The 25,118-nt window shown below is 70.0% G+C and carries 28 protein-coding genes; 5 read left to right on the top strand and 23 right to left on the bottom strand.

What is annotated here, in order from left to right; genetic code table 11:
* Positions 1–22: 22 nt before the first annotated feature.
* From N177_RS18940 to betT, 9 genes are all read right to left on the bottom strand, one after another.
* Positions 23–1,312 (bottom strand): DNA-packaging protein, encoded by a 1,290-nt coding sequence (locus N177_RS18940; protein WP_040486256.1) that lies wholly within the window; start codon positions 1,310–1,312, stop codon positions 23–25.
* A 197-nt stretch (positions 1,313–1,509) separates the two neighbouring features.
* Complete coding sequence (locus N177_RS18935) at positions 1,510–2,004, bottom strand: hypothetical protein (RefSeq protein ID WP_023434033.1); 495 nt, start codon at positions 2,002–2,004, stop codon at positions 1,510–1,512.
* A gap of 202 nt (positions 2,005–2,206) precedes the next feature.
* A complete protein-coding gene (locus N177_RS18930; protein ID WP_023434032.1) occupies positions 2,207–3,001 on the bottom strand; it encodes a DUF2182 domain-containing protein in 795 nt (264 codons plus the stop codon).
* A gap of 4 nt (positions 3,002–3,005) precedes the next feature.
* The gene (locus N177_RS18925; protein ID WP_040486177.1) at positions 3,006–3,641 is read right to left on the bottom strand and encodes a DUF1326 domain-containing protein; all 636 of its coding nucleotides are present in this window, start codon (positions 3,639–3,641) and stop codon (positions 3,006–3,008) included.
* Positions 3,642–3,914: 273 nt separating this feature from the next.
* Positions 3,915–4,061, bottom strand: a complete 147-nt coding sequence (locus N177_RS18920; protein WP_023434030.1) for a helix-turn-helix domain-containing transcriptional regulator — start codon at positions 4,059–4,061, stop codon at positions 3,915–3,917.
* 37 nt (positions 4,062–4,098) lie between these two features.
* The gene (locus tag N177_RS18915; protein ID WP_280113399.1) at positions 4,099–4,650 is read right to left on the bottom strand and encodes a PIN domain-containing protein; all 552 of its coding nucleotides are present in this window, start codon (positions 4,648–4,650) and stop codon (positions 4,099–4,101) included.
* A gap of 19 nt (positions 4,651–4,669) precedes the next feature.
* Entirely contained in the window at positions 4,670–5,116 is a 447-nt protein-coding gene (locus N177_RS18910; protein ID WP_040486174.1) for a helix-turn-helix domain-containing protein, read from the bottom strand.
* 92 nt (positions 5,117–5,208) lie between these two features.
* Positions 5,209–6,900 carry a choline dehydrogenase gene (gene betA, locus N177_RS18905; RefSeq protein WP_023434027.1) on the bottom strand — a complete coding sequence of 564 codons (1,692 nt, stop codon included), beginning with the start codon at positions 6,898–6,900 and terminating at the stop codon, positions 5,209–5,211.
* 44 nt (positions 6,901–6,944) lie between these two features.
* Entirely contained in the window at positions 6,945–9,008 is a 2,064-nt protein-coding gene (betT, locus tag N177_RS18900; RefSeq protein ID WP_023434026.1) for a choline BCCT transporter BetT, read from the bottom strand.
* A 219-nt stretch (positions 9,009–9,227) separates the two neighbouring features.
* Between betT and N177_RS18895 the strand changes: the two genes are divergently transcribed.
* Entirely contained in the window at positions 9,228–9,488 is a 261-nt protein-coding gene (locus N177_RS18895; RefSeq protein WP_040486173.1) for a DUF6455 family protein, read from the top strand.
* A gap of 221 nt (positions 9,489–9,709) precedes the next feature.
* Here the strand turns inward: N177_RS18895 and N177_RS22415 are convergent, their stop codons facing one another.
* The 4 genes from N177_RS22415 to N177_RS18875 form a co-directional block, all read right to left on the bottom strand.
* Positions 9,710–10,066: an RSP_7527 family protein gene (locus N177_RS22415; RefSeq protein ID WP_023434024.1), complete on the bottom strand. Its 357-nt coding sequence runs from the start codon at positions 10,064–10,066 to the stop codon at positions 9,710–9,712.
* Between the two features lie 206 nt (positions 10,067–10,272).
* Positions 10,273–10,917: a DUF1254 domain-containing protein gene (locus tag N177_RS18885; protein WP_023434023.1), complete on the bottom strand. Its 645-nt coding sequence runs from the start codon at positions 10,915–10,917 to the stop codon at positions 10,273–10,275.
* Positions 10,908–11,570 carry a DUF1214 domain-containing protein gene (locus N177_RS18880; protein ID WP_023434022.1) on the bottom strand — a complete coding sequence of 221 codons (663 nt, stop codon included), beginning with the start codon at positions 11,568–11,570 and terminating at the stop codon, positions 10,908–10,910. Before N177_RS18880 ends, N177_RS18885 begins: the two co-directional genes overlap by 10 nt.
* Positions 11,571–11,581: 11 nt before the next feature.
* Positions 11,582–13,774 carry a transglycosylase domain-containing protein gene (locus N177_RS18875; protein ID WP_023434021.1) on the bottom strand — a complete coding sequence of 731 codons (2,193 nt, stop codon included), beginning with the start codon at positions 13,772–13,774 and terminating at the stop codon, positions 11,582–11,584.
* A gap of 132 nt (positions 13,775–13,906) precedes the next feature.
* Here N177_RS18875 and N177_RS18870 point away from each other — a divergent pair, with 132 nt between their 5' ends.
* Positions 13,907–14,380, top strand: coding sequence for a YcgN family cysteine cluster protein (locus tag N177_RS18870; protein WP_023434020.1), 474 nt, complete (start codon positions 13,907–13,909; stop codon positions 14,378–14,380).
* 10 nt (positions 14,381–14,390) lie between these two features.
* On the opposite strand, the gene N177_RS18865 is transcribed toward N177_RS18870, so the two are convergent.
* Both N177_RS18865 and N177_RS21755 read right to left on the bottom strand, forming a co-directional pair.
* On the bottom strand, positions 14,391–15,152 hold the full coding sequence (locus N177_RS18865) for a hypothetical protein (RefSeq protein WP_023434019.1): 762 nt from the start codon (positions 15,150–15,152) through the stop codon (positions 14,391–14,393).
* Positions 15,153–15,187: 35 nt separating this feature from the next.
* On the bottom strand, positions 15,188–15,364 hold the full coding sequence (locus tag N177_RS21755; protein WP_023434018.1) for a hypothetical protein: 177 nt from the start codon (positions 15,362–15,364) through the stop codon (positions 15,188–15,190).
* Positions 15,365–15,517: 153 nt separating this feature from the next.
* Between N177_RS21755 and N177_RS18860 the strand changes: the two genes are divergently transcribed.
* On the top strand, positions 15,518–16,660 hold the full coding sequence (locus N177_RS18860) for a DUF2336 domain-containing protein (RefSeq protein ID WP_023434017.1): 1,143 nt from the start codon (positions 15,518–15,520) through the stop codon (positions 16,658–16,660).
* Between the two features lie 34 nt (positions 16,661–16,694).
* On the opposite strand, the gene N177_RS18855 is transcribed toward N177_RS18860, so the two are convergent.
* The 5 genes from N177_RS18855 to N177_RS18835 all read right to left on the bottom strand — a co-directional run bounded on the left by N177_RS18855 (position 16,695) and on the right by N177_RS18835 (position 21,741).
* Positions 16,695–17,720, bottom strand: coding sequence for a Gfo/Idh/MocA family protein (locus N177_RS18855; protein WP_040486172.1), 1,026 nt, complete (start codon positions 17,718–17,720; stop codon positions 16,695–16,697).
* The gene (locus N177_RS18850; protein WP_040486251.1) at positions 17,717–18,673 is read right to left on the bottom strand and encodes an MDR/zinc-dependent alcohol dehydrogenase-like family protein; all 957 of its coding nucleotides are present in this window, start codon (positions 18,671–18,673) and stop codon (positions 17,717–17,719) included. The genes N177_RS18855 and N177_RS18850 overlap by 4 nt, the downstream gene beginning before the upstream one ends.
* A 164-nt stretch (positions 18,674–18,837) precedes the next feature.
* Positions 18,838–19,185, bottom strand: a complete 348-nt coding sequence (locus N177_RS18845) for a DUF1491 family protein (RefSeq protein WP_023434014.1) — start codon at positions 19,183–19,185, stop codon at positions 18,838–18,840.
* Between the two features lie 65 nt (positions 19,186–19,250).
* Entirely contained in the window at positions 19,251–19,922 is a 672-nt protein-coding gene (locus N177_RS18840; protein ID WP_040486171.1) for a peptidoglycan-binding domain-containing protein, read from the bottom strand.
* Positions 19,923–19,965: 43 nt separating this feature from the next.
* On the bottom strand, positions 19,966–21,741 hold the full coding sequence (locus N177_RS18835) for a PAS domain-containing sensor histidine kinase (protein WP_152527965.1): 1,776 nt from the start codon (positions 21,739–21,741) through the stop codon (positions 19,966–19,968).
* 231 nt (positions 21,742–21,972) lie between these two features.
* Here N177_RS18835 and N177_RS20795 point away from each other — a divergent pair, with 231 nt between their 5' ends.
* Both N177_RS20795 and N177_RS18825 read left to right on the top strand, forming a co-directional pair.
* Positions 21,973–22,392 carry a DUF5330 domain-containing protein gene (locus N177_RS20795; RefSeq protein WP_023434011.1) on the top strand — a complete coding sequence of 140 codons (420 nt, stop codon included), beginning with the start codon at positions 21,973–21,975 and terminating at the stop codon, positions 22,390–22,392.
* 79 nt (positions 22,393–22,471) lie between these two features.
* On the top strand, positions 22,472–22,906 hold the full coding sequence (locus tag N177_RS18825; RefSeq protein WP_023434010.1) for a SufE family protein: 435 nt from the start codon (positions 22,472–22,474) through the stop codon (positions 22,904–22,906).
* A 19-nt stretch (positions 22,907–22,925) separates the two neighbouring features.
* Here the strand turns inward: N177_RS18825 and N177_RS22145 are convergent, their stop codons facing one another.
* The 3 genes from N177_RS22145 to N177_RS18810 all read right to left on the bottom strand — a co-directional run bounded on the left by N177_RS22145 (position 22,926) and on the right by N177_RS18810 (position 25,087).
* Positions 22,926–23,759, bottom strand: coding sequence for a DUF6456 domain-containing protein (locus tag N177_RS22145; RefSeq protein ID WP_023434009.1), 834 nt, complete (start codon positions 23,757–23,759; stop codon positions 22,926–22,928).
* Positions 23,756–24,124: a helix-turn-helix domain-containing protein gene (locus tag N177_RS18815; protein WP_051402481.1), complete on the bottom strand. Its 369-nt coding sequence runs from the start codon at positions 24,122–24,124 to the stop codon at positions 23,756–23,758. Before N177_RS18815 ends, N177_RS22145 begins: the two co-directional genes overlap by 4 nt.
* A gap of 549 nt (positions 24,125–24,673) precedes the next feature.
* On the bottom strand, positions 24,674–25,087 hold the full coding sequence (locus N177_RS18810) for a Ros/MucR family transcriptional regulator (protein ID WP_023434007.1): 414 nt from the start codon (positions 25,085–25,087) through the stop codon (positions 24,674–24,676).
* Positions 25,088–25,118 lie beyond the last annotated feature (31 nt).

The following is a 25,118-nucleotide window of genomic DNA, read 5'->3' as shown; positions in this document are numbered from 1 at the left end:
GTCTCCTGGTGTTCGAGAGGCGCTACAGTCTCCGCACCCTCGGCTCGGGACGCCCCAGTGCCAGCGCCGTCACGGCCCAGACGAGCGCGTCGAGCCGGTCGGGGCTGCCCCCGCCGCTCAGGCCGCCCGGGCCGAAGTCGCACATCTCGTCCTCGAGCTCGGGAAACGCGCCGACATGGCGCACGCGGCCCTGCTCGTAGAGCGCCGCCACCGGCTCGGCCCTGAGCCACTTCCCCCGCGTCGCGTGAACGAGCGTCAGCGGCAGGCCCGGATCGACCTGGCGCAGCACGGCGGCCACCATCTCGCCGCCCTGGTTCGCCTCGGCGACGAGCCGGTCGGCCTTCATTCGCTCGTAGAGCTCCACCGCCCGCCGCGCCCAGGCGTCGGGGCGAAGCCCCCGCGCGCTCGCATCCGCCAGCACGTAGACGGCGCCCTCCGCCTCGCCGGCCGCGACGATCCCGCACGCGTCCGATGTCGCGCCGGCGCCCGCCGGCGGGTCGACCGCCACCACGACCCGGGCGAGTTCCGGCGCCCGCTCCACCCGGGCCGCCTCGATCACCGCGCGCGGGAACAGCCCGTCCTCGCGGTCCTCGATCAGCTCGCCGTCGAGCTCCTGCCGGCCGAGCCGCGTGCCGCCATAGCGCGCCCGCATCGCCTGCACGAAGCCCGTCGCCAGGTTGCCCTCGTTCTCCGCCGTCGCCATGCGCGTCACCGCCACGTCGGGCCGCGCCAGAAGCTCCTTCAGGAGCGGCACCGGCCGCGGCGTCGTCGTGGCGAGCGCACGCGGCCGCGCCCCCAGCCGCAGGCCGAACTGCAGCATGTCCCAGGTGTCGCGGCCCTTCGCCCATTTCGCCACCTCGTCGCACCAGGCGGCTGAGAACTGGGGCCCGCGCAGCGCCTCCGGGTCCTCGGCCGAGAACAGTTCCGCCACCGCCCCGCCCGGCCATTCGAGCCGATGCCGGCTGGAGAGAAACCTCGGCCGCTCCTCGGCCCCATGCACCGAGAGAAGCCCCGACACGCCCTCCACCATCACCTCGCGGGCGTCCTTGAACGTCTCGGCCACGAGCGCGATGCGCGCCGCCTTGTCCGACAGCGCGAGCGACCGCACCCATTCGGCGCCCGCCCGCGTCTTGCCCGCGCCGCGCCCGCCGAGGATCAGCCAGACCCGCCAGTCCCCCGGCGGCGGCAGCTGCGCGCCCCGCGCCCAAAGCGCCCAGTCGCGTTCGAGCCGCGTCAGCTCCCCGGGCGACAGCGCCCGAAGCAGCGCCTCGGCCTCCCCGCGCGCCGCCGCCTCGCGAAGCGCACCCCGCAGCCGCTCCGTCACATCCGCCTCCGGCACGGCCCCGCTCTCCCAACGATGTCCAAAGATCCGCCGTCACAAGCCGCCCCGGACCCCGGGTCGAGCCCGGGAACTGCTGCGGCGAGCCGCACAGCCGCGCCACGAATTCTGTGTCGTCCTGAACTTGGTTCAGGACCCAGGGGCCCCACGACGGACCTCCGCCGCCCCCCTCACCCCCGCGCCAGCCCCTCGATCCGCCGCAGCAGCTCCGCCCGCAGCGCCTCCGCGTCGGGCGCGGAAACCTGCGACCCCTCGCCGCCCGCCGGCGCCATCGCGCTCAGCCGCTCCACCGTGCGCACCAGCGTGTCGAGGGTCTGTGGCCAGCGCGGGTCGCTGCCGTGCAGCCCCGCCTCCTCGTCTTCCATGTGGCGCTCGATCGCCGCCCATAGCCGCCGCACCAAAGCCGCGCGGTCGAGCGCCGGCTCCGCGTCACAGCCACCCGCGCCACCCGCGCCGGCCACCCGGCTCAGCGCCTGCATGTGCGGGTCGGGCCCGAGCCGCCCGCCGGGCTGCCGCCGGTTCCAGCGCTCCCTGGCCGCCGCCCCCGTGATCGAGCGCGCCTTCAGCCCGGCCAGCGCGCCGATCTCCGGCAGCGTCAGCACCTCGCCCTCGTAGAGCCGGCGGATCAGGTCCCAGCGATCGAACGGCTCCGCCTCCTGCGCCATTCGACCGCCTCCCCGCGCACCGCCCAAACGAAAAGGCCGCCGGCGGAACCGGCGACCTCGTCAGGCGCAATTGTCGATGTTGCAGAGACCCTACAGGACCAGCGTCACGCTGTCAAGGATATAATTCCTATGATTCTCTGCCGGCGCCGGAAGCCCGCATCGCGGGCGTCGAGGCCAGGGCGACGCGCCGGCGAGGAAGCGCTCAGTGGAGCAGGAGGACGGCCCCCGCCGCCACCAGCGCCGCACCCGCCAGCCGCGACAGCGTCCTGCCCCACGGCACCACCTTCTCGAGGAGCACGAAGATCGCGATCACCGCCACCCACAGGAGGTTCATCACGCCGGCCACGAAGAGCAGCGCCATGAGCGCCCAGCAGCATCCGATGCAGTAGAGCCCGTGCGTGAAGCCGAGCTGGAAGGACCCGCCGACCGTCCGTCGGAAGCCGCCGTGCCGCTGGATGAAGACGAGCGGCGCCTGGCACTGCGCAAGGCACGCCTCCTTCAGGGGCGTCCACTGATAGAGGCCCGCAGCGACCAGTACGACGCCACCGGCCTCGGCGGCAAGGGCCATCGACATGGGAGACATGAGGGCCGCCCGCTCGAGCGCCCACTGGGCGAGGGTCGCGAAGACGGAGAAGCCCGCCCATGCCGCGAGATAGCCGGAGAGGAACCATCCGACCGAGGCGAAGGCCTTGCCCTGCGCCCGCGCATGCTCCTCGACCCGCGCATAGACGAGCGCCATCGGCGCGACGGATGGCAGCATCATGCCCACCATCATCACGGCCCACATCGCCCACATCTCCGCGAAGTCGAGCGGTGCCCAGCCCGTGATATCCGGCATCATCATGCCGGACATCTGCCCGAGGCGCTCGCCTCCCATGTCCATGTGGAGAGCGAGCCACACGATGTACGCCCACGCCAGGGCGGCCACGCCTCCGATCGCGATCAGGATGACGTGCCGCTCGTGGCGAAGCGCCCAGTCGACGGACGGCGCGGCCATCGCGCTACCGCACGACGCCGCTCTGCGTCATGTGAAGCTCGGCGAAGTGGGCGTGCGAGTCGTCGAGGGCGTGGCTGATCGGTCCAGCCGTCTTCGCCCAGCCCCGCCCCACTTCGGCGATCGAGTACTCGAAGCCGTGGGGCAGATCGATCCTCGCCTGGTGGGCTTCGCCCGTGACGGGGTTCCTGATCGGCTCCCCCCGGGCGTCGATCCATCCGGGCACCGAAAGCCTCGCCAGCCTGCCCTGCACGTCCACCTCGAGATCGATGGGCGCGAAGACCGGCTCGTGGATCGTCTCGAACGTCGTGGAGAAGACCTGGAAGAACGTCGCACCGGGCTCCGTGTCCTCGCCGCTCATGATCCGGAGCAGCGCCTCTCTCTGCTCGGCGGAGGCCCGCTCGTCCACGATCGGCACGATCGCGCCGTGCCCCTCGTGGATCGCCCCCGGCCAGGTGGCGATGGCCGCTATCCTCAGCCCGTCGAGCCGCACGTCCCCGTGATGGCCCTTCTCGATGATGACGGCCACCACCGCATGGCAGTTTCCATGGGTTGGACGACTGTTGAACTGGCAGGGGCAACCATAGTCGCAATTGCAGTTGATGAATTCGCGACCCTGGATCGTCCATTGAAGATCCGCCATCCCGATCCTCCATGTTGCGCGCAAAGCACAAGTCACGAGACGCCCGAGGAACGGCAATGCTGGAAGTCGGCAAGCCGCTCGTCAGCCGATTTCTACAGTACCCCCGTTGCTTACCCTAGGGAACCAAAAATAGTTTGCGCTCCTTGCTCTGCCGGCCATGACGGGAGACAGGACCACGGGCGGCGCACCAGCGCCGCGCGGTCAAGCGCAGGCGCCGCGCCCGCGCCACCCGCAAGGCGCCGTGGGAGGCGTGAGCCTTGGAACCCCCGCCGCTCAAGCCCCCTCGCGCTCGCTCTCCGGCGTCGCCTCCAGCCGCAGGCCGAACGCCTTGAGCACCTTCAGCACCGTCGCGAACTCCGGGTTGCCGCTGGCCGAGAGCGAGCGGTAGAGGCTCTCGCGGGCGCAAGCACGGTGCTCCAACAGGACGATGCAACGCGGGTCGCAAACCCCGTAACGATCAGATGATCGAGACATATTCGGCGAGTTCGGCGCAGGTCTTGGGGAGGCCTTGGCGCCTGAGCGTCTCGACATACTGCTCGGCCGACGATGGGGGATTGCGCAACCGCATGCGGCAGTTTCGGGCGGATACGATCACCGCGGCCCGGTCCAGCCCCACCTGGTGGTGGATGAAGTCGTCGGGGTGCATCGCCTCGATGTCGTAGGAGGCGAGCGTCGCTCGCGGAAAGTCCCGCACGTTCCTCGTGATGATCGCGCTGCACTTTCCGACGATCGCGGCTGCCAGCACGTGCCTGTCATCCGGATCCGGAAGGGTCAGGGCTTCCGTGAGCGCTTCGTATCCCGTGATCAGGCAATCGGGCACCGCCTCTTCCATCAGAGCGCATGTCCTCAGCAGCTTGGCCCGCTCGATGTCGGGCCGGTGCTCGAGCAGGGCTTCGATCCACTCCCGGTTGATCTGCGAGGTCCACTTGGCCCGGAACAGGCCCCTCGCGGAGAGTTCGAGCAGAATGTCCCGAAGAGGCGCCGGGTAGAGAACATTGGCGTCGAGCAGGACGGTGTAGCTCGACGACCTAATATCCCAGCTCCAGATCCTGCGCCTGGTCCGCGAGATCGTCCATGGCCCTGTTGCGCCGGCTTTCGATCTGTCGGCGGTAGGCTTCCAGATCCGCGAAGCGCACCCGCCTGTGCGTGCCGATCTTGTGGTAGGGCACGTCCCCGCTCTCCAGGAGCTTGATCAGGTACGGGCGGGAGACATTCAGGAAGTCCGCGGCCTCCTGCGTCGTCAGCTCGGCATGAACCGGGATGAGGGTCACCGCATTCCCGCGCGACATCTCGGCCAACAGATGCTCCAGCAGCCGCGATGCCGAGCGCGGCAGGGCCAATTCCGTTCCATCGTCCAGTCGCACGCGAAGAGGGCCGTTCTTGCGCAGCGACAGCGCACGGCTGAGCTCGACGGCAAGCTCCGTCTCGGCCTCGTCCGGAATGATCGTGTCGTCGCGATCCAGGAGCACGCTCATGTCCTTCACCTCCGCATGACAGATATGAGGTGTGGCGCGAATAAACGCAATATCCGAAACGGAGATCGAGTGCCGCTTGAGCGCGCCTCCCCCTACCGCCGCTCCGGCTTCCCCGTCCGCTGCTTCGTCTCCCAGTCCGGCGCCACCCAGGACGGCGCGTCGGAGGGCGGCAGCGGCTCGCGGCCGAGCAGGAGGTCGGCGCCCTTCTCGCCGATCATGATCGTCGGCGCGTTGATGTTGCCGTTCGTCAGCGTCGGCATGATCGAGGAATCGACGACGCGCAGGCCCTCGATCCCGTGGACCCGGCATTCGGGGTCGACGACGGCCATCTCGTCCGTCCCCATCCGGCAGCTGCCGGCCGGGTGGTAGGCGGTCTCGGCCGTCTCCGCCACCCAGTCGTCGATCTCGTCGTCGGTCGTCACGTCCCTGCCGGGCGAGAGCTCGTCGCCGCGATAGGGGTCGAAGGCCCCTTGCGCGAAGATCTCGCGCGTCAGGCGAAGCCCCGCGCGGAAGCCTTCCTTGTCCTCCTCCTCGGAGAGGTAGTTGAAGACGATCTTCGGCTGCGCCTCCGCGTCGCGCGAGGAAAGCTCGACATAGCCGCGGCTCTTCGGCTTGTTGTGGCCGAGATGCACCTGGAAGCCGTCGCCTTTGGTCGCGGGCTTGCCGTCATAGGAGATCGCGCCGGCGAGGAAATGGTACTGGAGGTCGGGAAAGCGCAGGCCGGCCCGCGTTCGGATGTAGCCGTTCGACTCGAACTGGTTGCTGATGCCGAGCCCGGTCTTCGTGAGAAGCCAGCGCGCGCCGATCAGGCCCTGGCCGACGAGGCCGAGCCGCCGGTTCAGCGTGATCGGCTGCGTGCAGAGCTGCTGCACCCAGACCTCGAGATGGTCCTGCAGGTTGCGGCCGACGCCCGGCAGGTCGTGCAGGACGTCGATGCCGTGGCTTTTCAGGTGCGCGGCCGGCCCCACGCCCGACAGCATCAGGAGCTTCGGCGAGTTGAAGCTCGAGGCCGAGAGGATCACCTCTCCCCTCGCCTTCGCGCGCCGCGTCTCGCCGCCGCGCCGGTACTCGACCCCGACGGCGCGCCTGCCCTCGAAGAGGATGCGCGTCGTCAGCGCGTGCGTCTTCACGTCGAGATTCGCCCGCGTCATCGCGGGCTTGAGGTAGGCGTTCGCCGTCGAGCACCGGACGCCGTTGCGCACCGTCATGTCCATCCGGCAGAAGCCCTCCTGCCGGTAGCCGTTATAGTCGCGCGTCTCGCCGTAGCCCGCCTGCCGCCCCGCCTCGATGAAGGCGCGGTAGAGCGGGTTCTCCATGTTGTTGCCGTTGTTCGTGCCGAGCGGGCCGCCCGCGCCGCGATACTCGTCGGCGCCGTAGAGGCAGTCCTCCGCGCGCACGAAATAGGGCAGGACGTGGCGGTAGCCCCAGCCCGCCGCGCCGTGCTCCTCCCACTCGTCGAAGTCGCCGGCATTGCCACGGACATAGGCGAGGCCGTTGATCGAGGACGAGCCGCCGATCACCTTGCCGCGCGCCTGGTGGATGCGCCGGCCCTTGAGCCCCGGCTCGGGCTCGGAATGGTAGCCCCAGTCGAAGCGCTTCATGCCGAGCGGGATCGAGAAGGCGGTCGGCATCTGGATGTAAATCGAGTTGTCCCTGCCCCCGAATTCGAGGACGAGCACCCTGTTCGTGCCGTCGGCGCTCAGCCGGTCGGCGAGCACCGATCCGGCCGATCCGGCGCCGACCACCACGAAGTCGAACTCCTCGTCGAAGGCTTGTGCGGCCATTCCATCGGCTCCTGCTGTTCTCGTGTCGCGGGGGGCGTCGGGCCTCAGCCGGCCTTGCCGGGAGCGGCATCGTCGTCCGGCAGCACGCCCGTGCGGCCCACCTCGCGCGCCTGCATGTGCAGGAAGGCGAGGTGTCTCTCGTACTGGTCGAGCATGTCGTCGATCAGCTGCTCGCGGGTATAGCCCATCACGTCGTAGCCTTGGCCGCCCTCGAACAGGCACACCTCGGCGCGGTAGTAGGCGGCGCTCTCGCTCTGGGCGCGGGGCACGAAGCTCGGCACCATCGAGCGGCGGAGCCAGAGCTGGTAGACGAAGTCCTCCGCGTCCTCGTGCGAGATCCTGAGCGTCAGGCGCGTGTCGCCGTCGGTCTCCTCCTCGATCGCGACGCCCATCCCCTTCGGCTCGAGCTCGCCGCGGATCGCCTCCATGGCGGGCCGCGCCGTGTCGCGCAGGAAGTCGATGGCCTCCCGCCGCGTGGGATAGCTCACCGCGCGCTCGAGCCGCTGCGCCCAGCTCTCGGCACCCGGATGGACGGCCGGGCTCGTGCGGCCGGAGAGATAGGCCGAGAGGCTGTGGACGTGGCTCTTCTCCTTCAGCGCCTCGACCCTCAGCGCCTTGAAGAGCCCCGCCATCACGAGGAAGAGCACGATCGAGAAGGGCAGGCCCATGATGACGGTCGTGCTCTGCAGCGCCCCGAGCCCGTCGGCGAAGAGCAGCGCGACCGTCAGGAGGCCGATGATCACCGCCCAGACGATGCGCATCCACACCGGCGCGTCGCTGTTGGGGTCCTTCAGGACCGAGGTGAAGTTCGAGAGCACGAGCGAGCCCGAATCGCCCGACGTCACGAAGAAGACGATGGCGAGGATCGTCGTCGCGATTGTCGTCAGCGCCGTCCACGGCAGGGTCTCGAGGAAGAGATAGATCGAAGAGCCCGGATTCTCCATCGCCGCCTCGCCGAAGCCGGCGGCGCCCTCCATGATCATGCCGATGGCGCTGTTTCCCATGACGGACATCCAGACCATCATGAAGCCGAGCGGCAGCAGAAGCGTTCCCGCCACGAACTGGCCGATCGTGCGGCCGCGCGAGATGCGGGCGAGGAAGAGCCCGACGAACGGCCCCCAGGCGATCCACCAGGCCCAGAAGAAGACGGTCCACGCGTTCAGCCAGTCGGTCGGCGGGTCGAAGGCATAGGTGTTGAACGACATTCCCGCGAAGCCGGTGACGTAGTCGCCGACATTCATCACGAGCGCGTTCAGGAGGAAGCGCGTCTCGCCGACCAACAGCACGAACAGGACGAGCAGCACGGCGAGGAGCATGTTGAACTCCGACAGCCGGCGGATGCCGCGCTCCACGCCCGTCGCCGCCGAAAGCGCGGCAAAGGCGACGATCGCCACCGCCAGCGTCGCCTGGGTCAGCTGGTTGTCGGGGATCCCGAACATGTATTCGAGGCCGTAGGTCAGCTGGATGATGCCGATGCCGAGGCTCGTCGCGATGCCGAACACCGTGCCCAGCACGGCGGCGATGTCGACGAGGTGGCCGATCCAGCCCTCGATCCGGTTGCCGAAGATCGGGAAGAGAGCGGAGCGGATCGTCAGCGGCAGGCCGTGCCGGTAGCTGAAATAGGCAAGCGACATGCCGACGAGCGTGTAGATGCCCCAGCCCGAGATACCCCAGTGAAAGAACGTGAGCTGCATCGCGTGCCGCGCGGCGGCCACCGTCTCGGGGTCGCCTTCGGGCGGCGCGAGGAACTGCGTGACGGGCTCGACCACGCAGTAGAAGAGAAGATCGATGCCGATGCCGGCGGCAAACAGCATCGCCGCCCAGGTCAGCAGCGGAAACTCCGGGCGCGAGTGCTCGGGGCCGAGCCTGATCTTGCCGAAGCGCGAGAGGCCCACGGCGACCACGAAAGCCAGGTAGATCACCACGGCGATGAAGTAGAACCAGCCGAAGCTGTTCGAGATCCAGCCGAGCGCCGCGCCGATCGCGGCATTCGCGGCGTCAGTGAAGATCATGACGAAGAGGGCGAAGGCGACGATAGCGACGGCGGATCCGTAGAAGACCGTGGGGTTGATGCGGTCGCCCGCGTCTTCTTCCGCCGCTTGGGTCATGTGCACTGCTCCCGCTTCTGTTCAGCCACCGATCAGGAATGTGGCGCTTTCAAGAAGGTTCCGCCCCGTACCGTACTTTCAGGAGGCGGTGCGGCGGCGAGGGCGCTCCCCTCCCCTCCCCCTCCGGGCTACCGCCCTCTCTGCCTTGACGTGCGTCAAGGCACGCGCGGATCGGCGGGCGGATGCTCGGCGGTCCACACGATGCGGGGAGAGTCGGCGATGAGTGTCGTCCGGGAAGCAATCGAGCAGGAAGACCGCAGGGCATTGCGGTTCGGCCGGATGGTCGAGCGGCTCGGTGTCGACGTCGCGGCTCTGGCGGCCGACGGTCGCGGCGGGGCGCTCCGAGCGGCGATCGAGCGATGCCGGGGTTGCCGGTCGACGGCGGAGTGCGAGGCGTATCTTGCAGGGGAGCCGCGCGGGGACGCGCCGGCCTTCTGCCCCAACCAGGGGCTCTTCGCCCGGTTCGAGCGCGCGGAATAATCACGGCGGACGGCGCGCGCGACAGCGCGTCACCTCGGCCACGTCGGATCGACCGGACCGCAATGGGCGGCCGAGGCCGGGCGCGGCGGGCGGCAGCGCCTCCGGAAACGGCTACGGGACGGACGAAAGGCCGCTTGTGTCGCGGCCCCTCGTCCGTCCCGTCGCGGTCCGTGGCGGGGGTCATGCCCCCGCGCGGACCAATGTCGTCGTGGCGCTGCCGCTCAGGCGGCGATGCGCAGGTCGTCGTTCTCCGCGACCGGGCGGGTCGTCTGGACCGGCGCGACGGCCACCGGCTCGACGGCCGGACGGGTGTAGGTGCCGGCGACGACGGCCGGGATGTCGGCGCGGGTGATGCCCATGTCGCGAAGCTCGCGATCGGTCATGAGCGACAGCTCACGATAGGTGGCATCCATACGGCGGGCATCCGCGAACGTCTGGGCGATCGTGGAGACGAAGGACGTGAAGCGGCGCACGAGATTGGCGCCGGCCTGGGCGATAACAGCAGAACGCATGGCGTGAGCCTCGGCTTCAATACGGGTGATGTCGATGGCCGTGTCGTGACGGCGGTAGGCGGACATTGGTTCGTTCCGTTCAGGTGCAGTTGCGAAGTCCCGGGGACCGTCCCCGTTCGAGACATTAGGTAGTCCTCCTCGCGCCCTAGGAGTACCGGGGAATGCTGCAACGCAGCGATGCACCGCGCGCGACCCTCGCACCTGCAAAAATTGGGACTTCCGTAACCACTTCGGTCGGCCGCCTCCCGCGGGAGGTCAAAATCCGTCCACGGTCAGTCGCGGCCCGGCATCTCCGGCCGCGGCGGCGGGAACGGGAAGCGCGGACGCTCCGGCTCCGGGGTCGCCTCGGGCTCCGGCAGAGCCGTTTCCTCGATCTGGCCGCAGAACGTGTCGTCCATCATCGCTTCGAGAACCTCTCGGCGGGCGCCCCGCCCGACGAGCGCGCGCATGAGGACGTATCCGGTGGCCGAAGGCGCCTCCACCGCGATCACCGGCCCCACCTCGCCGGCGCGCGCGAGCTGATAGCGGCGCATCGCCTCCGGCGATCTCAGTTCGATCTCCAGCGCGCCGTCGAGAGCCGCCTCGTCGTCGATCGCGTAGAAGACGTGCCCGCGGGGCGTCTGCAGGGAGATCGCCCAGTAGGCGGGCGGCATCGGCGCGCTGATCGCGAACGGCCCCTCGCTCACGTCGAAGCGGCAGACGCCGTAGACGAGGTTGGGATCGAGCAGGGGCAGGATCTCCTCGCCCGGCCGTGCCGGCGGGAGCCGGGCAACCCGCTCCTCTTCCATCAGGCCGGCGAGCCGGGACCAGGCGTCGCGTGGGGCCGTGTACGGGACCGCCATGACGGTCGCGAGGTGGATGATCGCGGCCAGCACGAGCGTGATGGCGCCGGCGACGACGAGAGCGCCTATTCGCACGAGCGACGCTCCACCGTCGGCAGTTCGACGTCGGTGAGCTTGCCCCCCGTCGCGATCGGCGTGTCGTAGAGACGCAGCACCAGCCGTACCTCCCCCGCATCCGGATCGACGGGCAGCCAGTTTCCGGGGCGCGCGCGAGGAGACATCGTGACGAGGATGCTGTCGTCGCGGTTCCGCAGAACGAGGTCCGACCGGAAGGACGTTCGCTCGGCCGGGGTCCGCATCAGGCTCAGATCCTCCTCGCGGTAGACGGTCAGCGTCCACCACTGGGCGCCCGGAATGCGCCCCGCGATCTCGTAGGTGCAGGTCGCCAGAAGCGGCTCGCCGCTTTCGTCCGTGTGCGCCGTCAGCGAGGCTCCTTCCGCCCTGCTCATGACGAGCTCGCCGGAACGCGCAAGGCGCGCCTGGAGGTAAGGATCGGCGTGATCCTGCCCGGCGGTGGGCCAGGAGGTCCACACGCCGACGGTCACGCGCTCGAGGCTGACGTCGCTGTCGATCGCCCACCACGCGCTGCCGATGCCGAGCGCGGCCGCGACGACGACGATGAGCACGGCCGCCAGCGGCGTGAACGTGCCGCGCCGGGCGCCTCTGCCGCCCCTGGTCACGAAGCTGCGCAGGCCCCGGAACGCGCCGCTGGAACCGATGATCGACATCTGTCCGCCGGCTATCGCTCGCTCGGCAAGGCCTGCGCCTCGTAGCGGGCCGTGCGCTCCTCCTCGGCATCCGCCTCCAGGGAGGCCGAGGAAAGGCTCTCGGGCATCGCCACCGGCGCCGCCTCCCGCATCATGCGCTCGATCTCGAACAGCAGGCTCTGCGACTGCCGCGACAGCGTGAGCCCGTCGCGCCTCTCGGCGCCGAGCTCGGCGTCCGCCACGGCCGGCGGGGTCTGCCCGATCGGCCCGTCGAGCCCCGGGATCGGCTTCAGCTCGATGCCCTGGTGGGCGTATGTCATGTACTGCTGCCAGACCATGGCGGGGAGCGAGCCGCCGGTCATCCGGTTCGTCGAGGTGAAGTTGTCCTTGCCCATCCAGACGGCCGTGACGTAGTTGCCGGTGAAGCCGATGAACCACGCGTCGCGGTAGGACTGGCTGGTGCCTGTCTTGCCCGCGGCCGGGATCCCGTTCAGGAGCGCGCGCCGCCCCGTGCCGTTCTCAACCACGTTGTGCAGCATGCGGTTCATGTCGGCCACCGCCGGTGGCGGCAGCACCTGTTCCGGCTTCTTCTCGTCCCGGTCGTGGCGATAGATCACGGTGCCCTCGCCGTTGCGCAGCTCGGTGATGCCGTAGGGATCGACATGGAACCCACCGTTCGCCATCGAGGCGTAGCCGGAGGCCTGGTCGAGCACGGTGACCTCCGAGACGCCGAGTTCCAGCGCCCGGCTGATGCGCAGCGGCGTCCGCACGCCCATCTTCTCCGCCGTCTCCACGATCGTGTCGCGGCCGATCTTCTGCGCGAGCCGCACCGGGACCGTGTTGATCGACAGCGTGAGCGCCGTCATCAGCGTGACGTTGCCGCGATAGGAGCGCCCGTAGTTCCGCGGCGACCAGTTGCCGATGGTGATGGGGCCGTCCAGCACCACGCTGTCGGCCGTATAGCCGTTCATGAGCGCGGCGGCGTAGACATAGGCCTTGAAGGACGAGCCCGGCTGCCGCAACGCGGCCGTCGCGCGGTTGAACTGGCTCTCGCCGTAGTCCCTTCCGCCGACGAGCGCCCGCACCATGCCGTCGGGCTCCATCGACACGAGCGCGGCCTGCTGGGCGTCGTAGCGCTCGCCGTGCTGGCGCAGATTGTCGGTCACCGCCTCCTCCGCGGCCCGCTGCAGCGCCGGATCGAGCGTCGTCTTCGCGGTCAGCGTGAAGGAGCGTCCCCTGGAGAGGCGCTTGGCTTCCTCGAAGGCCCAGTCGAGGAAATAGTCCGGCGCGGTGTTGCCGCCGCGCTCTATCGGCGTGGCGGGGTTGCGGCGGGCGGCGTAGACCTGCCCCTCCGTCATGAACCCCGCCTGAACGAGGTTCTGCAGCACCTCGTTCGCCCGCGCCCGCGCGGCAGGCAGGTCGATATGAGGCGCATATCGGCCGGGCGCCTTGAAGAGGCCGGCGAGCATCGCGGCTTCGGCGAGGTTGATGTCGCGCACGGACTTGCCGAAGTAGAACTCGGCCGCGGCGTCGGCGCCGAACGTGCCACCCCCCATGTAGGCGCGATCGAGATAGAGCTTCAGGATCTCGTTCTTCGTCAGGTTGACCTCGAGCCAGACGGCGAGGAAGGCCTCCTTGATCTTCCGCTCGATGGTGCGCTCGTTCGAGAGGAACAGGTTCTTGGCGAGCTGCTGGGTGATCGAGCTGCCGCCCTGGACCACGCCGTTCGCCCGCATGTTCTCGATCAGGGCGCGCGCCGTGCCGAGCACGTCGATGCCGAAATGCTCGTAGAAGCGACGGTCCTCGGTGGCGAGCGTCGCCTTGATCATGTGGTCGGGGATCTCCTCGAGCGGCACGGTGGCGTTGTGCAGGACGCCGCGCCGCCCGATCTCGTTGCCGTACCGGTCGAGGAACGTCACCGAGTATTCCTGGGTCGAGCGCCAGTCCGTGGAGGTCTCGTCGAAGGCCGGCAGGGCGAGGGCGAGCATGAGCACCGCGCCGCCGGCTCCCACCGTCATCGCGTCGGAGGCGAGCTCGGTCACCGCCCGCGCGGGCCCCTTGACTTTTAGCCGCTCCAGCCGCGCCGAATAGCCTTCGACCGAGCGTCGCCCGCTCTCGAGCACGCCGTAGAAGAAGCTGTCGAGCCACGAGTCGAAGGCGAGCAGGTTCTCCTTCAGCCGCGTCCAGCGCCTGGAGCCTGCAATCGAACGGAAGAGATCACGCACGTGGTCATCCTCGCGGAGGGAAACGACCGCCTTCGCCGCCCGGCATAACGGGGTGTCGGTTCTTGACGATTTTAGCAGCTTCACGCAAGTGCGGGTATGCGACGCCTGAACCGAGAGTTAATCGCGCGAGCCATGAACGGTCCCGTATCGGACGAGCTGCCATTCTGGAAGACGAAGCGCCTCGGCGACATGACGCGCGCGGAGTGGGAATCGCTGTGCGACGGTTGCGGTCGCTGCTGCCTCCTGAAGCTCGAGGACGAGGACACGGGCGAGATCTACGCCACCGACGTCGCCTGCCGCCTTCTCGACGAGGGCACGTGCCGCTGCACGGATTACGAGAACAGGCAGGCCGTGATCCCGAGCTGCGTGAAGCTCACGCCGCAGCGCCTCGACGAGCTGTCGTGGCTGCCGCCGAGCTGCGCCTATCGCCGCCTGCAGGAAGGGGCGGACCTGCCCTGGTGGCACCCTCTCGTGTCCGGCACGGCGGAATCCGTCCACCTCGCCGGCATGTCGGTGCGGGGGCGGACGGTGCGCGAGGCGGATGTGCCGGAGGAGGATCTGGAGGACCGGATCGTCGACTGGCCGCTCTGCCTCGGACCGGACTGAGGCTGCGCCATCAACCCTTCGTGACGAGCGGCCGCGCGGCGGGATCGTAGCTCAGCCTCGCCACTTCCGCCGCCAGCTCGTCGACGCGCCTCTGGAGATCGTAGAGGACGAGCTCCGTGTCGAACGCCCTCTCGGAGGGTATCTCGATGCGGCTGCGCTCGAGCGCGAACGCGTATGACGCGACCCGCCACCGGAGCGCGGCCACCGCCCACGTCACGACCCGCCGGTTCTCGTAGACCCGCGCGATCGCGTCGTCCTCCTCCTCCGCCGTCAATCCCCGCACCCGGTCGAGCGACATGAGGCGCGCCGCGTCGGCGCGGTAGACCTGCTCCACGACCGCCAGGTAGGGGCCGATGAGGTCGGTGTCCGCCCTGATCTCGTCGATCATGGCGTTGTACCGTCCGATCTCGGAGCGGAATCGCTCGCCGCGCAGGTGCCGGTAATACGCCGCGGGATCGACCGCATAGATCTCGTCGGACCACAGCCGCGTGCGCACGAGTTCGGTGCGGCTCCTCGCGAGGAAGCCGTATCGGTGGATCGGCATGACGAAGCGGTAGGTGCGGTCGCGCAGCTCCTCCTCCGCGTCGGTCATCGCGAACGAGGAAACCGGGTCCTCGCGCAGGCGCGCGAGGCGCGCGCCGACGGCGGGGTAGACCGTGTCGTTCACGTAGGACGGCGCGGGTCGCCCGAAATCGCCCGTCGGCGCGGCGCAGCCGGCGAGTATTGCCGCGGTGATCGCCCCCACGAGCGCGGTCGGTGCGGTCAGCCGCATGGGTTGGTTCGTCGTCCTCTACGTGCCCGTCCGCGTCAGCCCGCCTGCTCGGCGTCCGGGCGCGGGCGGACCGGCGCCTCCTCGGTCCACCGCTCGATGCGCACGCCGGTGAAGAAGAGGATTTCCGCCTCCCCCTGCCACGCCGCGCGATGTGGCCTTTCTTCCTGCGCCCGGCGCTTCGCCGGTTCGAAGTTCAACAGTGCAGCTGCCATTCGCTCGCCCTCCTGCGCTTGCGTGCAGCCGGGGCTTCTTCCCTTACGGGATCACTGCCCCTCACCTTCTTTCTTCCCGCCAACAGGGTTAACAGACTGCTAACGGATTGCACCTTATTCTCGGAGTGTGGGCAGCAGGGGACGCTTGAGCACATGGACGTCGCATCGGACGAGGAGATGAAGAGAGCCTTCGCGGAGGCACAGGCGAAGCCGCCCGCCTCCACGTCCGCGCGGGAGACGCTCGACATGCTGGTCGCGCTGGTCTTCACCCATGCCCGCGCACCCGCCTCGCCGCTGCCCCGGCACTTCACCCAGCTGTTCCTCGCCCTTCTCCCGCGGGTGGGCGTCGCCGATCGCGCGGAGATCGCCCGCCGCATCGCCCACAGCGCGGCTCTCCCGCGCGAGATCGTCGCCTGGTTCGCGGCGGACGTGATGGAGGTGGCCGGGACGCTCCTGCGTCAAAGTCCTCTGCTCGACGAGCCGACGCTGCTGGCGGTCGCCGAGGGTGGGGACGTCCAGCGGGCGCGCTGCGTCGCCGCCCGGTCGGATCTGTCCCCCGCCACCCGTCTCGCCCTCGCTGGACGCGGCGACCCGGTGATCGCGGAGGCGATGCTCTCGGGCCAGCCCGGCCCGATCGAGAACGACGTTGCCGAGCGGCTGGCCGAGACGCCGGAGCTCTCGCCCGCCGCGACGGAGCGGCTGGTGACCTGGAGCGAGCTCGGCTTCACCGCGCTCGCCAGGCTCTTCTGGTCGGCGGAGCCGCAGACCCGCCGGATCCTCATCGAGCGGGCCGGCCGCCGGACGGCCGAGGCGCCACCCCAGAGCGTCGCGGCGAGGAAGACCGATCTCGAGCTCGGCAGCACCCTCTTCGCGGCGGCGGCCTCCCGGCGCCCGCAGGACATGGCGCGCCACCTCGCAGCGGCGCTCCGCGTGCCGCGCACGCTGGCGCAGCGCTGTCTCGCCGATCCCACGGGAGAGGCGGCGGTCGTCATCTGCCGTGCGGCAGGGGTCGGGGTCTCGCAGCTGACGAGCATCCTCGTCCTGATGCCGACGCCGGAAGAGGGTCCCGTCTCGGGAGCACATATCCGCGCGCTGGTCGACCTGGCCGAGAGGCTGTCGCCGGAAGCGGCCCTCGGGCTCGTCCGTGTCTGGCAGGGGACGACGATGGCCTCCACCGCCGCCCATCGCGAGCCGCTCGGCGTGGCCGGGCATCCGCCGACCGCGCGGCCGGGGGTCCGGACGGGCGCTCAGCCGGCCCAGGGCGAGGTACGGGACCGCGCCCGCTCGCGGGGCTGAGGCGACACGCGCCCGATCGCGGCCGGCGCGCGCTTCAGCGGCCGTAGACCCGGTCGAGAACGCTCGCCACCTCGACGAGCCGCTCGGCCTCCTCACCGAACTGCTCCCCCGCCGCCAGCCTCGATGCCCAGTCCGCCGCCGCGCGGCCACCCCAGGCGTCGGGCGGGCCGCCCAGCTCCTCGGTCGCCGTGCCGTGGTAGCGCTCGGCCACGAAGTCGTAGAACGAGCCGCCGACATTGCGCAGCGAGGCACCGCCACCGGTGCCGTAGAAGGACGCCTTGATGATCGCATCCTGGCCCGCCTGCAGGCGCCAGGAGCACGCGAGGTCGACGGCGGTGCCGCTCGCCAGTCCGAGAGTGGCGGTGGCGTAGTCCTCCACCTCGGCGGCATCGGCCGGAAGCGGCCTGCCGCCCGCGAAGAGTTTCGCCGACACGTCGTCGACCGCGGGAAAGTCGAGGCACCAGAGGGCGAGATCGACGAGATGCACCCCGAGATCCATCACGCAGCCCCCGCCCGAGCGCGACTTGTCGTAGAACCAGTCCTTGTCGGGCCCGTAGGCGTTGTGGAACACGAGGTCGACGGCGAAGATCTCGCCGAGCTCGCCGCCCGCGATCAGTTCGCGGATGCGCCGCATCCCCTCGGTGAAGCGGTAGGAGAAGTCGACACCGAGGAGACGGTCGGCGCTCCGCGCCGCATCCACCACGGCGCGCGCCTCCGCCGCCGTGCGGCCGAGCGGCTTCTGGCAGAAGACCGCGACGCCCGCCTCGAGGGCCCGGATCGACTGCTCGGCGTGCAGCGCGCTCGGCGTCGCGATCACGAGGCCGTCGAGGTCGAGCGCCAGAAGCTCGTCGATCGAGCCCACGACCTCCGCCTGCTTCGAAAGCTCGGCGGCGGCGCCGGCCATCTCGGGATTAGGATCCGAGATCCCGACGATGTCGGCCTGGCCGGTCGCGAGAACCGCCTCCATGCGGTGGCGGCCGATCCAGCCGACGCCGAGGAAGCCCAGTCGCGGCCGCGCCGTGGACGCTTCACCGCCGGCCCGTTCCAGCACCTCGCTCATTTGTAGGTCACCAGCGCCTTGAGGAAGCCGTCGGGCCTGTCGCGGGTGGCGTTCAGCGCCTCGTCCAGCCGCTCGAGGGGATACTCGTGCGTATAGAGCGGCGCCGGGTCGAGCCGCCCGCTCGCCACCGCGTCGACGGCTTCTCGGATGCCCTGCATGTAGATGGCCGGGTCGCGCTCGTGGGCGTTGATCACGTCGAGGCCCCGCCAGTTCCACAGCTGCATGTTCACCTGTCGCGGCCCGTCCTGGTGGAAGCCCGCGATGACGAGGCGGCCACGCTCTCGCGTCAGCTCGCCCGCGAGGTCGATCGGCCACTGCTTGCCGACGGCCTCGATGACGCGGTCGCAGAACACCCCGCCGGTCATCTGGCGCACCTCCTCCATGATCACCCAGTGATCCTCCATCGGGATCGTCTCGGCCGCTCCCATCTTCTTCGCGAGCGCAAGCGCGAAGGGACGGCGCGAGATCGCGATCACGCGCGCGCCGGCATCGCTCGCGAGCTTCGTCAGGAGCGCGCCGAGGAAGCCGATACCGATGATCGCGACGGTCTGGCCGGCCCGGATATCGCTGCGGCGGAAGATGTTCATGGCGCAACCGAGCGGCTCGCCGGGGAATGGCTGTCCGTCGAGGGCGGGCGGCAGCCCCACCACCTTGTCCGCATCGGCCAGGTCGTACTCGGCGTAGGCGTTGTAGCTGAGCGCGGCGACCCGGTCGCCCGGCCGAACCTCGCTCACGCCCTCGCCGACCGCGTCCACGACGCCCCAGCCTTCATGGCCGAGATCGCCCGGTGGCGTCGGGAACTGCATCCACTCCGGCCCCGCCCACGGGCCGAGATTCGACGCGCACACCCCGCAGCCCTCGAGCTTCAGCCGCACCTGGCCCGGCCCCGGCTCGGGCATCGCCACCGTCTCGACGGCGATCTGGCCGGGGCCCGTCAGCCGCACGGCCCGCATCGTCCCGGCAGTGTCCGCGCGCGTTTTGGGGGTGGTCGTGCCCAGCGCCATGTCGTCCGGCAACGTCTGTCTCCCGTGTGGATGAGCTTGAAGAGGCTGCACCTAGCACGGACCGCGGCGGAGACAACCCCCGGGGACCTGCGCCTCGCTCCAGGGCGAGGTGTTCATTCCACCACGGGATCGAGCAGATGCCGACCCTCGCGGCTGTCGATCTCGACGATCCAGAGGTCGCCGTCGAACCGCCTCTCCCGCTCGAGGCGCCCGTCGACCTCGCTCTCTGGAGCTCCGGGCGTCGGCACGATGGCCCGCCAGCGCCGGTCGTCCGCCTCGCCCTCGTCGAACGCTGTCTGGGGCGCGGGGCCGTAGAGCTCGGCCGTGCCGTCGAGCCGGTTGACCTTCACGAAGATCGCCCCGGCCTCTTCGGCGCCCTTCTTCGCGACGACCGCGAACATGCCCTCGGCCGCGACCCGTCTCAGGTAGGCTCCCACCCAAACGCCGGACTTCACCCGCAACTCCGCCCTCCGTTCCTTCCCCGATTCGGACCTCGGGCGAGGATGGGCGCTCGGAGGCGCGGCGTCTAACGCAGTTCCACCCCCGAGACGCGGGAGAGCTCGGCCAGCACCTCGTCGCCCATCTCCCCGGTGGTCACGAGCCCGCGATCGGCCTGGAAGCGGCGGATGGCGCCGCTGGTCGAGTTGCCCCACTGCCCGTCGATCGGGCCGGGCGCATAGCCGAGATCGGCCAGGACGCGCTGGATCTTCGCGATCGCGGGATCGCCCTGGACCTCGGGCCGGGGCTTCGGCTCGGCCGGCGCCGGCATCGCGGTCTCCAGGGAGGCGTGCTCCTGGCCCGTGCCGCCGGCCGGCGCCGAGGCGTCGATGCCCGACAGCTGGATGTGCGCGAGGAGCGCCGGCGTCGGCTGCGGGTCGATCGAGCCCGCGGCCGCGTCGCCGTAGCGCTCGATGGCGGCCTGCGTCCCCGGGCCGTAGAGGCCGTCGAGCTCACCCGAGTAGAAGCCTCGCTCGGCCAGCGCGCTCTGTATGTCGCGGACGAGACCCCGGTCGTAGTCGGGCAGCCGGGACGGCTCGTCTCCGGCCCCGGCAGTCAGGTCGGGGCCGTCCCACGGCACGCTCTGCACGAGCGGGGCCGGGTGGTGCCCCGCCTGCATCCACAGCGCATTCACCGCCGTCGCCATCCACAGGGCGGCGAAGGCCATGGCACCGATGAGACGCGACGGATGTCGCAGCATCGAACGTATCACCACGCTTGTCCTGTCTTCATCGAAGTCGGGATCATGCGGTCAGGCGGTCCGGCAGGTCCGCGTCCACCGGGGGCCGCAAGGTCGCGGCGCGCGCCGGCCGGACCGGCACGACCGTCTCCATCCGGTCCGCCTGCGGCAGGACGATCGTGACGCGCGTGCCGCGCCCGAGCGTGCTTTCGATCCGCATCGTGCCGTCGTGCAGCTGCGCCAGGCCGCGCACGACGGAGAGCCCGAGGCCCGTGCCCCCGCCGTGATCGTATCCGGTCTTCAGCTGGACGAAGGGCTCTCCGAGGCGATCGATGTCCTCCGGCGCGATCCCGCGGCCCTCGTCGGCGACATAGAGCGCGACCGCGCCGGTCTCGGTGCGATACGCGCCGACCATCACCTTGCCGCCCGGCGGCGTGAACTTGATCGCGTTCGACATCAGGTTGAGCAGGATCTGCTTCACCGCGCGCGGATCGGCGGTCACCTCCTCCTCCGGGCCGAGGCCGTCGGCCTCGAGCAGGATCCCGCCCTGCGCGGCCTGCGGCTCCATCAGCTGCCGGCAGGCCTTGATCGCCTCGTCGAGGTGGAACGGCTCCGGGAACACCTGGAAGCGGCCCGTCTCGAGCTTCGACATGTCGAGGATCGCGTTCACCACGTCGAGCAGGTGGCTGCCGCTGTCGTGGATCAGCTGCGCGTATTCGCGGTGACGCTCCTGCTCGAACTTGCCCATGAGCTCCGTCGCGAGGATCTCCGAGAAGCCGAGAATCGCGTTCAGCGGCGTGCGCAGCTCGTGGCTCATATTGGCCAGCAGCCGCCCCTTGCCTATGGAGGCCCGCTCGGCCGCCGCCAGCGCCGACCGGAGCGCCGCCTCGCTCTCGACCTGCGATTGCACGTTCCGGAGCATGCCCACGAGGTCGGCATCCTTGCGCCGCTCGCCGATCCGGCGCACGCGCAGCTCCACCTGCTCGAAGGCCCCGTCCCCGTCCTTGAGCCGGATGCCCGCAGTCGCGGAGCCGTCGAGCCAGGCCGTGTCCATCGCCTGCAGGTAGACGGGACGGTCCTGCACATGGATGCAGCGAACGAGCCCCTCTCCCGCCAGGTCCTCCGGCGCCAGGCCGAGGAGGCGCCGCGCGGCAGCATTCGCGGCGAGAAGATTGCCGTTGCGGCGCAGCCTCACGACGAGATCGGGCGCATGGTCGAGGAGCTCCGCGTCCGCGCCGCCGCGGCTGAGGGACTGCGCGAGCTGCCCGCTGAAGCTCCGCCTCGCGCTCCAGCCGAGGAGCGAGGCCATCGCGGCTGCGGCGAGAGCGGCGGTGAGGGCCGCGCCGGGGGCGGGGCCAGCCTCAGCCGCGCCCGTGGCCGCCAGGCCGGCGACGGCCGAGATGGCGGCGACCGGTGCCGCGGCGACGGCGACCGTCGCCAGCCGGCTCCGCGCGAACATGATCAGGCCCGGCAGCACCGCCATGAAGACGAGCGCCGGCGAAGCGAGCCCGCCGGTCGACAGGACGACGGCCGTCACGAGCAGCGCGGCCGCGCCCCCCGCGAGCACCACGCCGCGCTCCAGGTTGCCGGTGCGCGAGACGTGGAGGGCGCAGAGCGCGGGGCCGAGCGAGAGCGCGAACACCGCGACCTCCGCGACATCGGGCTTGCCCCAGGCGTAGAGATAGACGGGGAAGGCGAGCAGCGTCGCCAGGGTCAGCAGGAGCTGGCTCGCGAGGAACGTTTCCTGGCGCAGGCACTCGGCCGGATCGGCGCGCAGCTGTGGCGCCACCGCGGCCACGATGCCCCGCCTGAAGGATGATAGGAACGCGCCTGCAGACACTCGACACTCCGATCGGGTTCTTGAAGACAAACACTCGTGCCCGACCCGTCGGCACTGTCTCAGAGGCGTCTTAAGGAACGCTGAAAAGCCGCCCGCGCCCGCTCCCGCCCCGTGTGCCGGGCGAAGTTCTGCGAAAGATAGAATTTTCGAGAAAGTCAAAACGGGGCTGAAAATCCTGTCTGGCAGAGTGGACCCACCGATAGTTGAACCTGTTCTCTCGGGACGAAGGCGATGTTCCTCATCCGTCTGGCTTTCTGGCTGACCCTGGTGCTGCTCGTCTTGCCGATGCCGCGCAGCGAGACCGGCGAGGCTTCCGGCACCACGATCTCGGCCTTCGACGCGCTCGGCTTCGCGCAGTCGGCGGTCAGCGACGTCGCCGGCTTCTGCGATCGGAACCCGCGCGCCTGCGAGACCGGGGCGATGCTCATCGGCACCCTTCGGGAGAAGGCGATCTACGGCTCCCAGCTCGTCTACCGCAGCCTGTCGGCGGAGCCCGACACGGACCCCTCGCTGGCGGGTCCCGACGCGCCGGAGGGCCCCGACCCGCAGGCCGGTCCCGACAGCGGCGTGGCGGCACCCTTGCGGCCTTCCCTCGACACGCTCTCCGAGGAAGACCGCCAGGTCTCGTGGCGCGGCCCTCTGAACGGCTGACGGCCCGGCTCTGGCGCCGGGTTACATGGGCGCGGCTTGGCGCCTATATGTCGGGGCAGGACGAGGAGCCAGGCGGCCGATGAGCACCCCCCCGATCGAACAGATCTACGACGACTTCTCCTTCATCGACGACTGGGAGGAGCGCTATCGCTACGTGATCGAGCTCGGGCGGACGCTCGAGCCTCTGCCCGAGGAGGCCCACTCGGCCGAGAACAAGGTGCAGGGCTGCGTCAGCCAGGTGTGGCTCGAGACGAACCGGGAGGACCGGCCGGCGGGTCCCCTCCTCACCTTCCGGGGCGACAGCGACGCGCTGATCGTCCGCGGCCTGATCGCCATCCTGTTCTCGCTCTATTCCGGCCGCACGCCGCACGAGATCCTGGAGACGGACGCGGAGGACGCCTTCTCGCGTCTCGGACTGAAGGAGCACCTGACGCCCCAGCGCTCGAACGGTCTCGCCGCGATGGTGCAGCGCGTCCGCCGCGATGCCGCCGCGGTCGCAGAAACCGTCTCCTGACCGGCGCCGCGAGGTCGTCTCACCCCTCCCCCGCCGGCCTGTAGCCCTCCGCGCCCCAGTGCCGCAGCGCGGCCCGCGCCGCCCCCGTCGCCCGCACCCCTATGCCGTAATGCTCGACGAGCCTGTCGAGCGCGATGCGCAGCACGAGCTTGCCGGAGCGGCGCGGCCAGCCCCTCCGCCGTTCGACCTCCTCGAGCCCCACGAGGTCGCAGCACACGTCGATCAGGAGCGACCCGAGCTCGTGTCCGACGAACCGCATCGCCCGGTCGACGCGGTCGCGCGCGTCGATCGCATGGTCGAGACCTTCGGCGACCCGGTTGCCGACGCCGGCCTGTCCCCGCGGCGTCGGCGGGAGGCTCAGGTCGACCCCGAGCCTCGGCATGAGGCCGGCCCTCGTGTAATCCGCCCGCAGCCTCTCGCCGGCCAGGAACTGTGCCTCGCTGATCATCGGCTCGCCGTTCGGACCCTTTCGGCGGTGAAGCCATGCGAGCGGGCTCTCGTTCTCCACGATGTCGGGCCCGGGCGCGCTCGAGGGGCGCCCCGAGACCTGCCGCACCTCCAGATGTTGGCGGCGGTAGGAATCGTCCGCCCTTCCCGCCGCCAGGCGGCGGAGGAAGGCGCGTCCCTCCGCGCTGACCTCGGCGTCGCCGTCGGGCAAGCCGCGCAGAAGCCCACGCGAGAAGGCCCGCCTCACGATCTCGTCCGGCACCACGAGAAGGGGCGCGTCCCGTCCGGCACGCGCCACTTCCGCCCTGTTCAGCCCGTCCTCGCGCAGGAGTCGGGTGCCCGGTCGTGCCAGGGCTGCGAGGAGCCGGACGAAGTGCTGCTCGTCGTGTAGGTCCACGGCGTTCATCGCGATGCCTCCAGATAGCGCCCCACGCGTGCCTCGAGAGCCTGCAGCCGCGCGTCGAACGCGGCCTCGTCCCGTCGCTCCTCGACCTTCCGGCAGGCATGGGTGACCGACGTGCGGTGATGTCCGAAGCGGGCGGCGATCTCCTCGCAGGTGAGTTGCAGCACCACGCGCTCGAGATACATGGTCGTGTGCCGCGCCCATTTCGCGCGCGCGGTCGCCCTGCCCGGCGCCATCATCTCCGACAGCGCGACCCCGTGATGGCGCGCCACGTATCTCTCGACGAGACGGGCCACGCCATGATCGCCGTGCCCACGCCGCGGCACACGGCGCGCCCGATCCACCTCGCACTCCACCGATACCGGCATCCGCCCACTCCATTATAGGATTAATATCCTATCATGCAGTGGCGGCTAAGTGGGTGAATAAAAGCTGGACTTCAAGGCCGGAATAGCCAGGGTTTGCCGGCGTTCCGCCGGCGCCCGGATAGGTATGAAGTCACACCTCCCCCGCCCGCGTCAAACTTCGTTCCTCCATCGGAGGGAAGATCATGACGGTGCACGACGTTCGGCGGCGGGAGAATTGGCCAGGCTTGGACGACCGCGCTGGGGCGGCAATCGGGGCCACGATCCGGAGCGGGGCCATCCGCTACGAACGGTCGCGGCATCTGCCGGGCCTCATCCGGCTGTTTCCGGGCGAAGTTCCGCGGGAGGAGCCGGATGCGAGCCGCTTCATCGTGGAGCGACTGTGCGCGGCCGTGCGCCGGGAGCGGCGTCGGGCCCGGTCGGCTCACTGGGCCTACGATCTAAACCGCCACATCGCGCTGTCGCAGGCGCTCGCGGCGGAGCGCCTGCGACTGGGCGAATTGGACCGCCCGGTGGCGCCGGCCGCGACGGCCGCACGCCACACCGCCGCGATCAGCCGCGGCGGCGGCGCTGGCCGAGGCCCATCTTCTTCGCAAGTGCCGAGCGCGCCGCGGCGTAGTTCGGAGCCACCATCGGGTAGTCCCCCGGAAGTCCCCACTTCTCCCGATACTCCTCCGGCGACAGGTCGTAATGCGTCCGGAGATGCCGCTTGAGCGACTTGAACTTCTTTCCGTCCTCGAGGCACACGATGTATTCCGGCGTCACCGATTTTCGCACCGGCACGGCGGGCTTCAGCTCTTCCTTGGGCTGCTCGACCTCGTTCGTCCCGACCTTCAACAGCGCCTGGTGCACCTCGTGTATGAGGTTCGGCAGGTCGGTCGACTGGACCGGATTGTTGCTGACATAGGCCGACACGATCTCCGCTGCCAGCTCGATGAGCTCGCTGTTCTGCTCTGTGTTTTCCATGGCTAGGGGCACCTTTTTTTGTTTCGTAGAG

The sequence above is a fragment of the Lutibaculum baratangense AMV1 genome (assembly GCF_000496075.1).
Lineage (GTDB): Bacteria > Pseudomonadota > Alphaproteobacteria > Rhizobiales > Tepidamorphaceae > Lutibaculum > Lutibaculum baratangense.
Note: the sequence above shows the minus strand (reverse complement) of the source record. Positions and strands in the feature narration are given on the sequence as shown.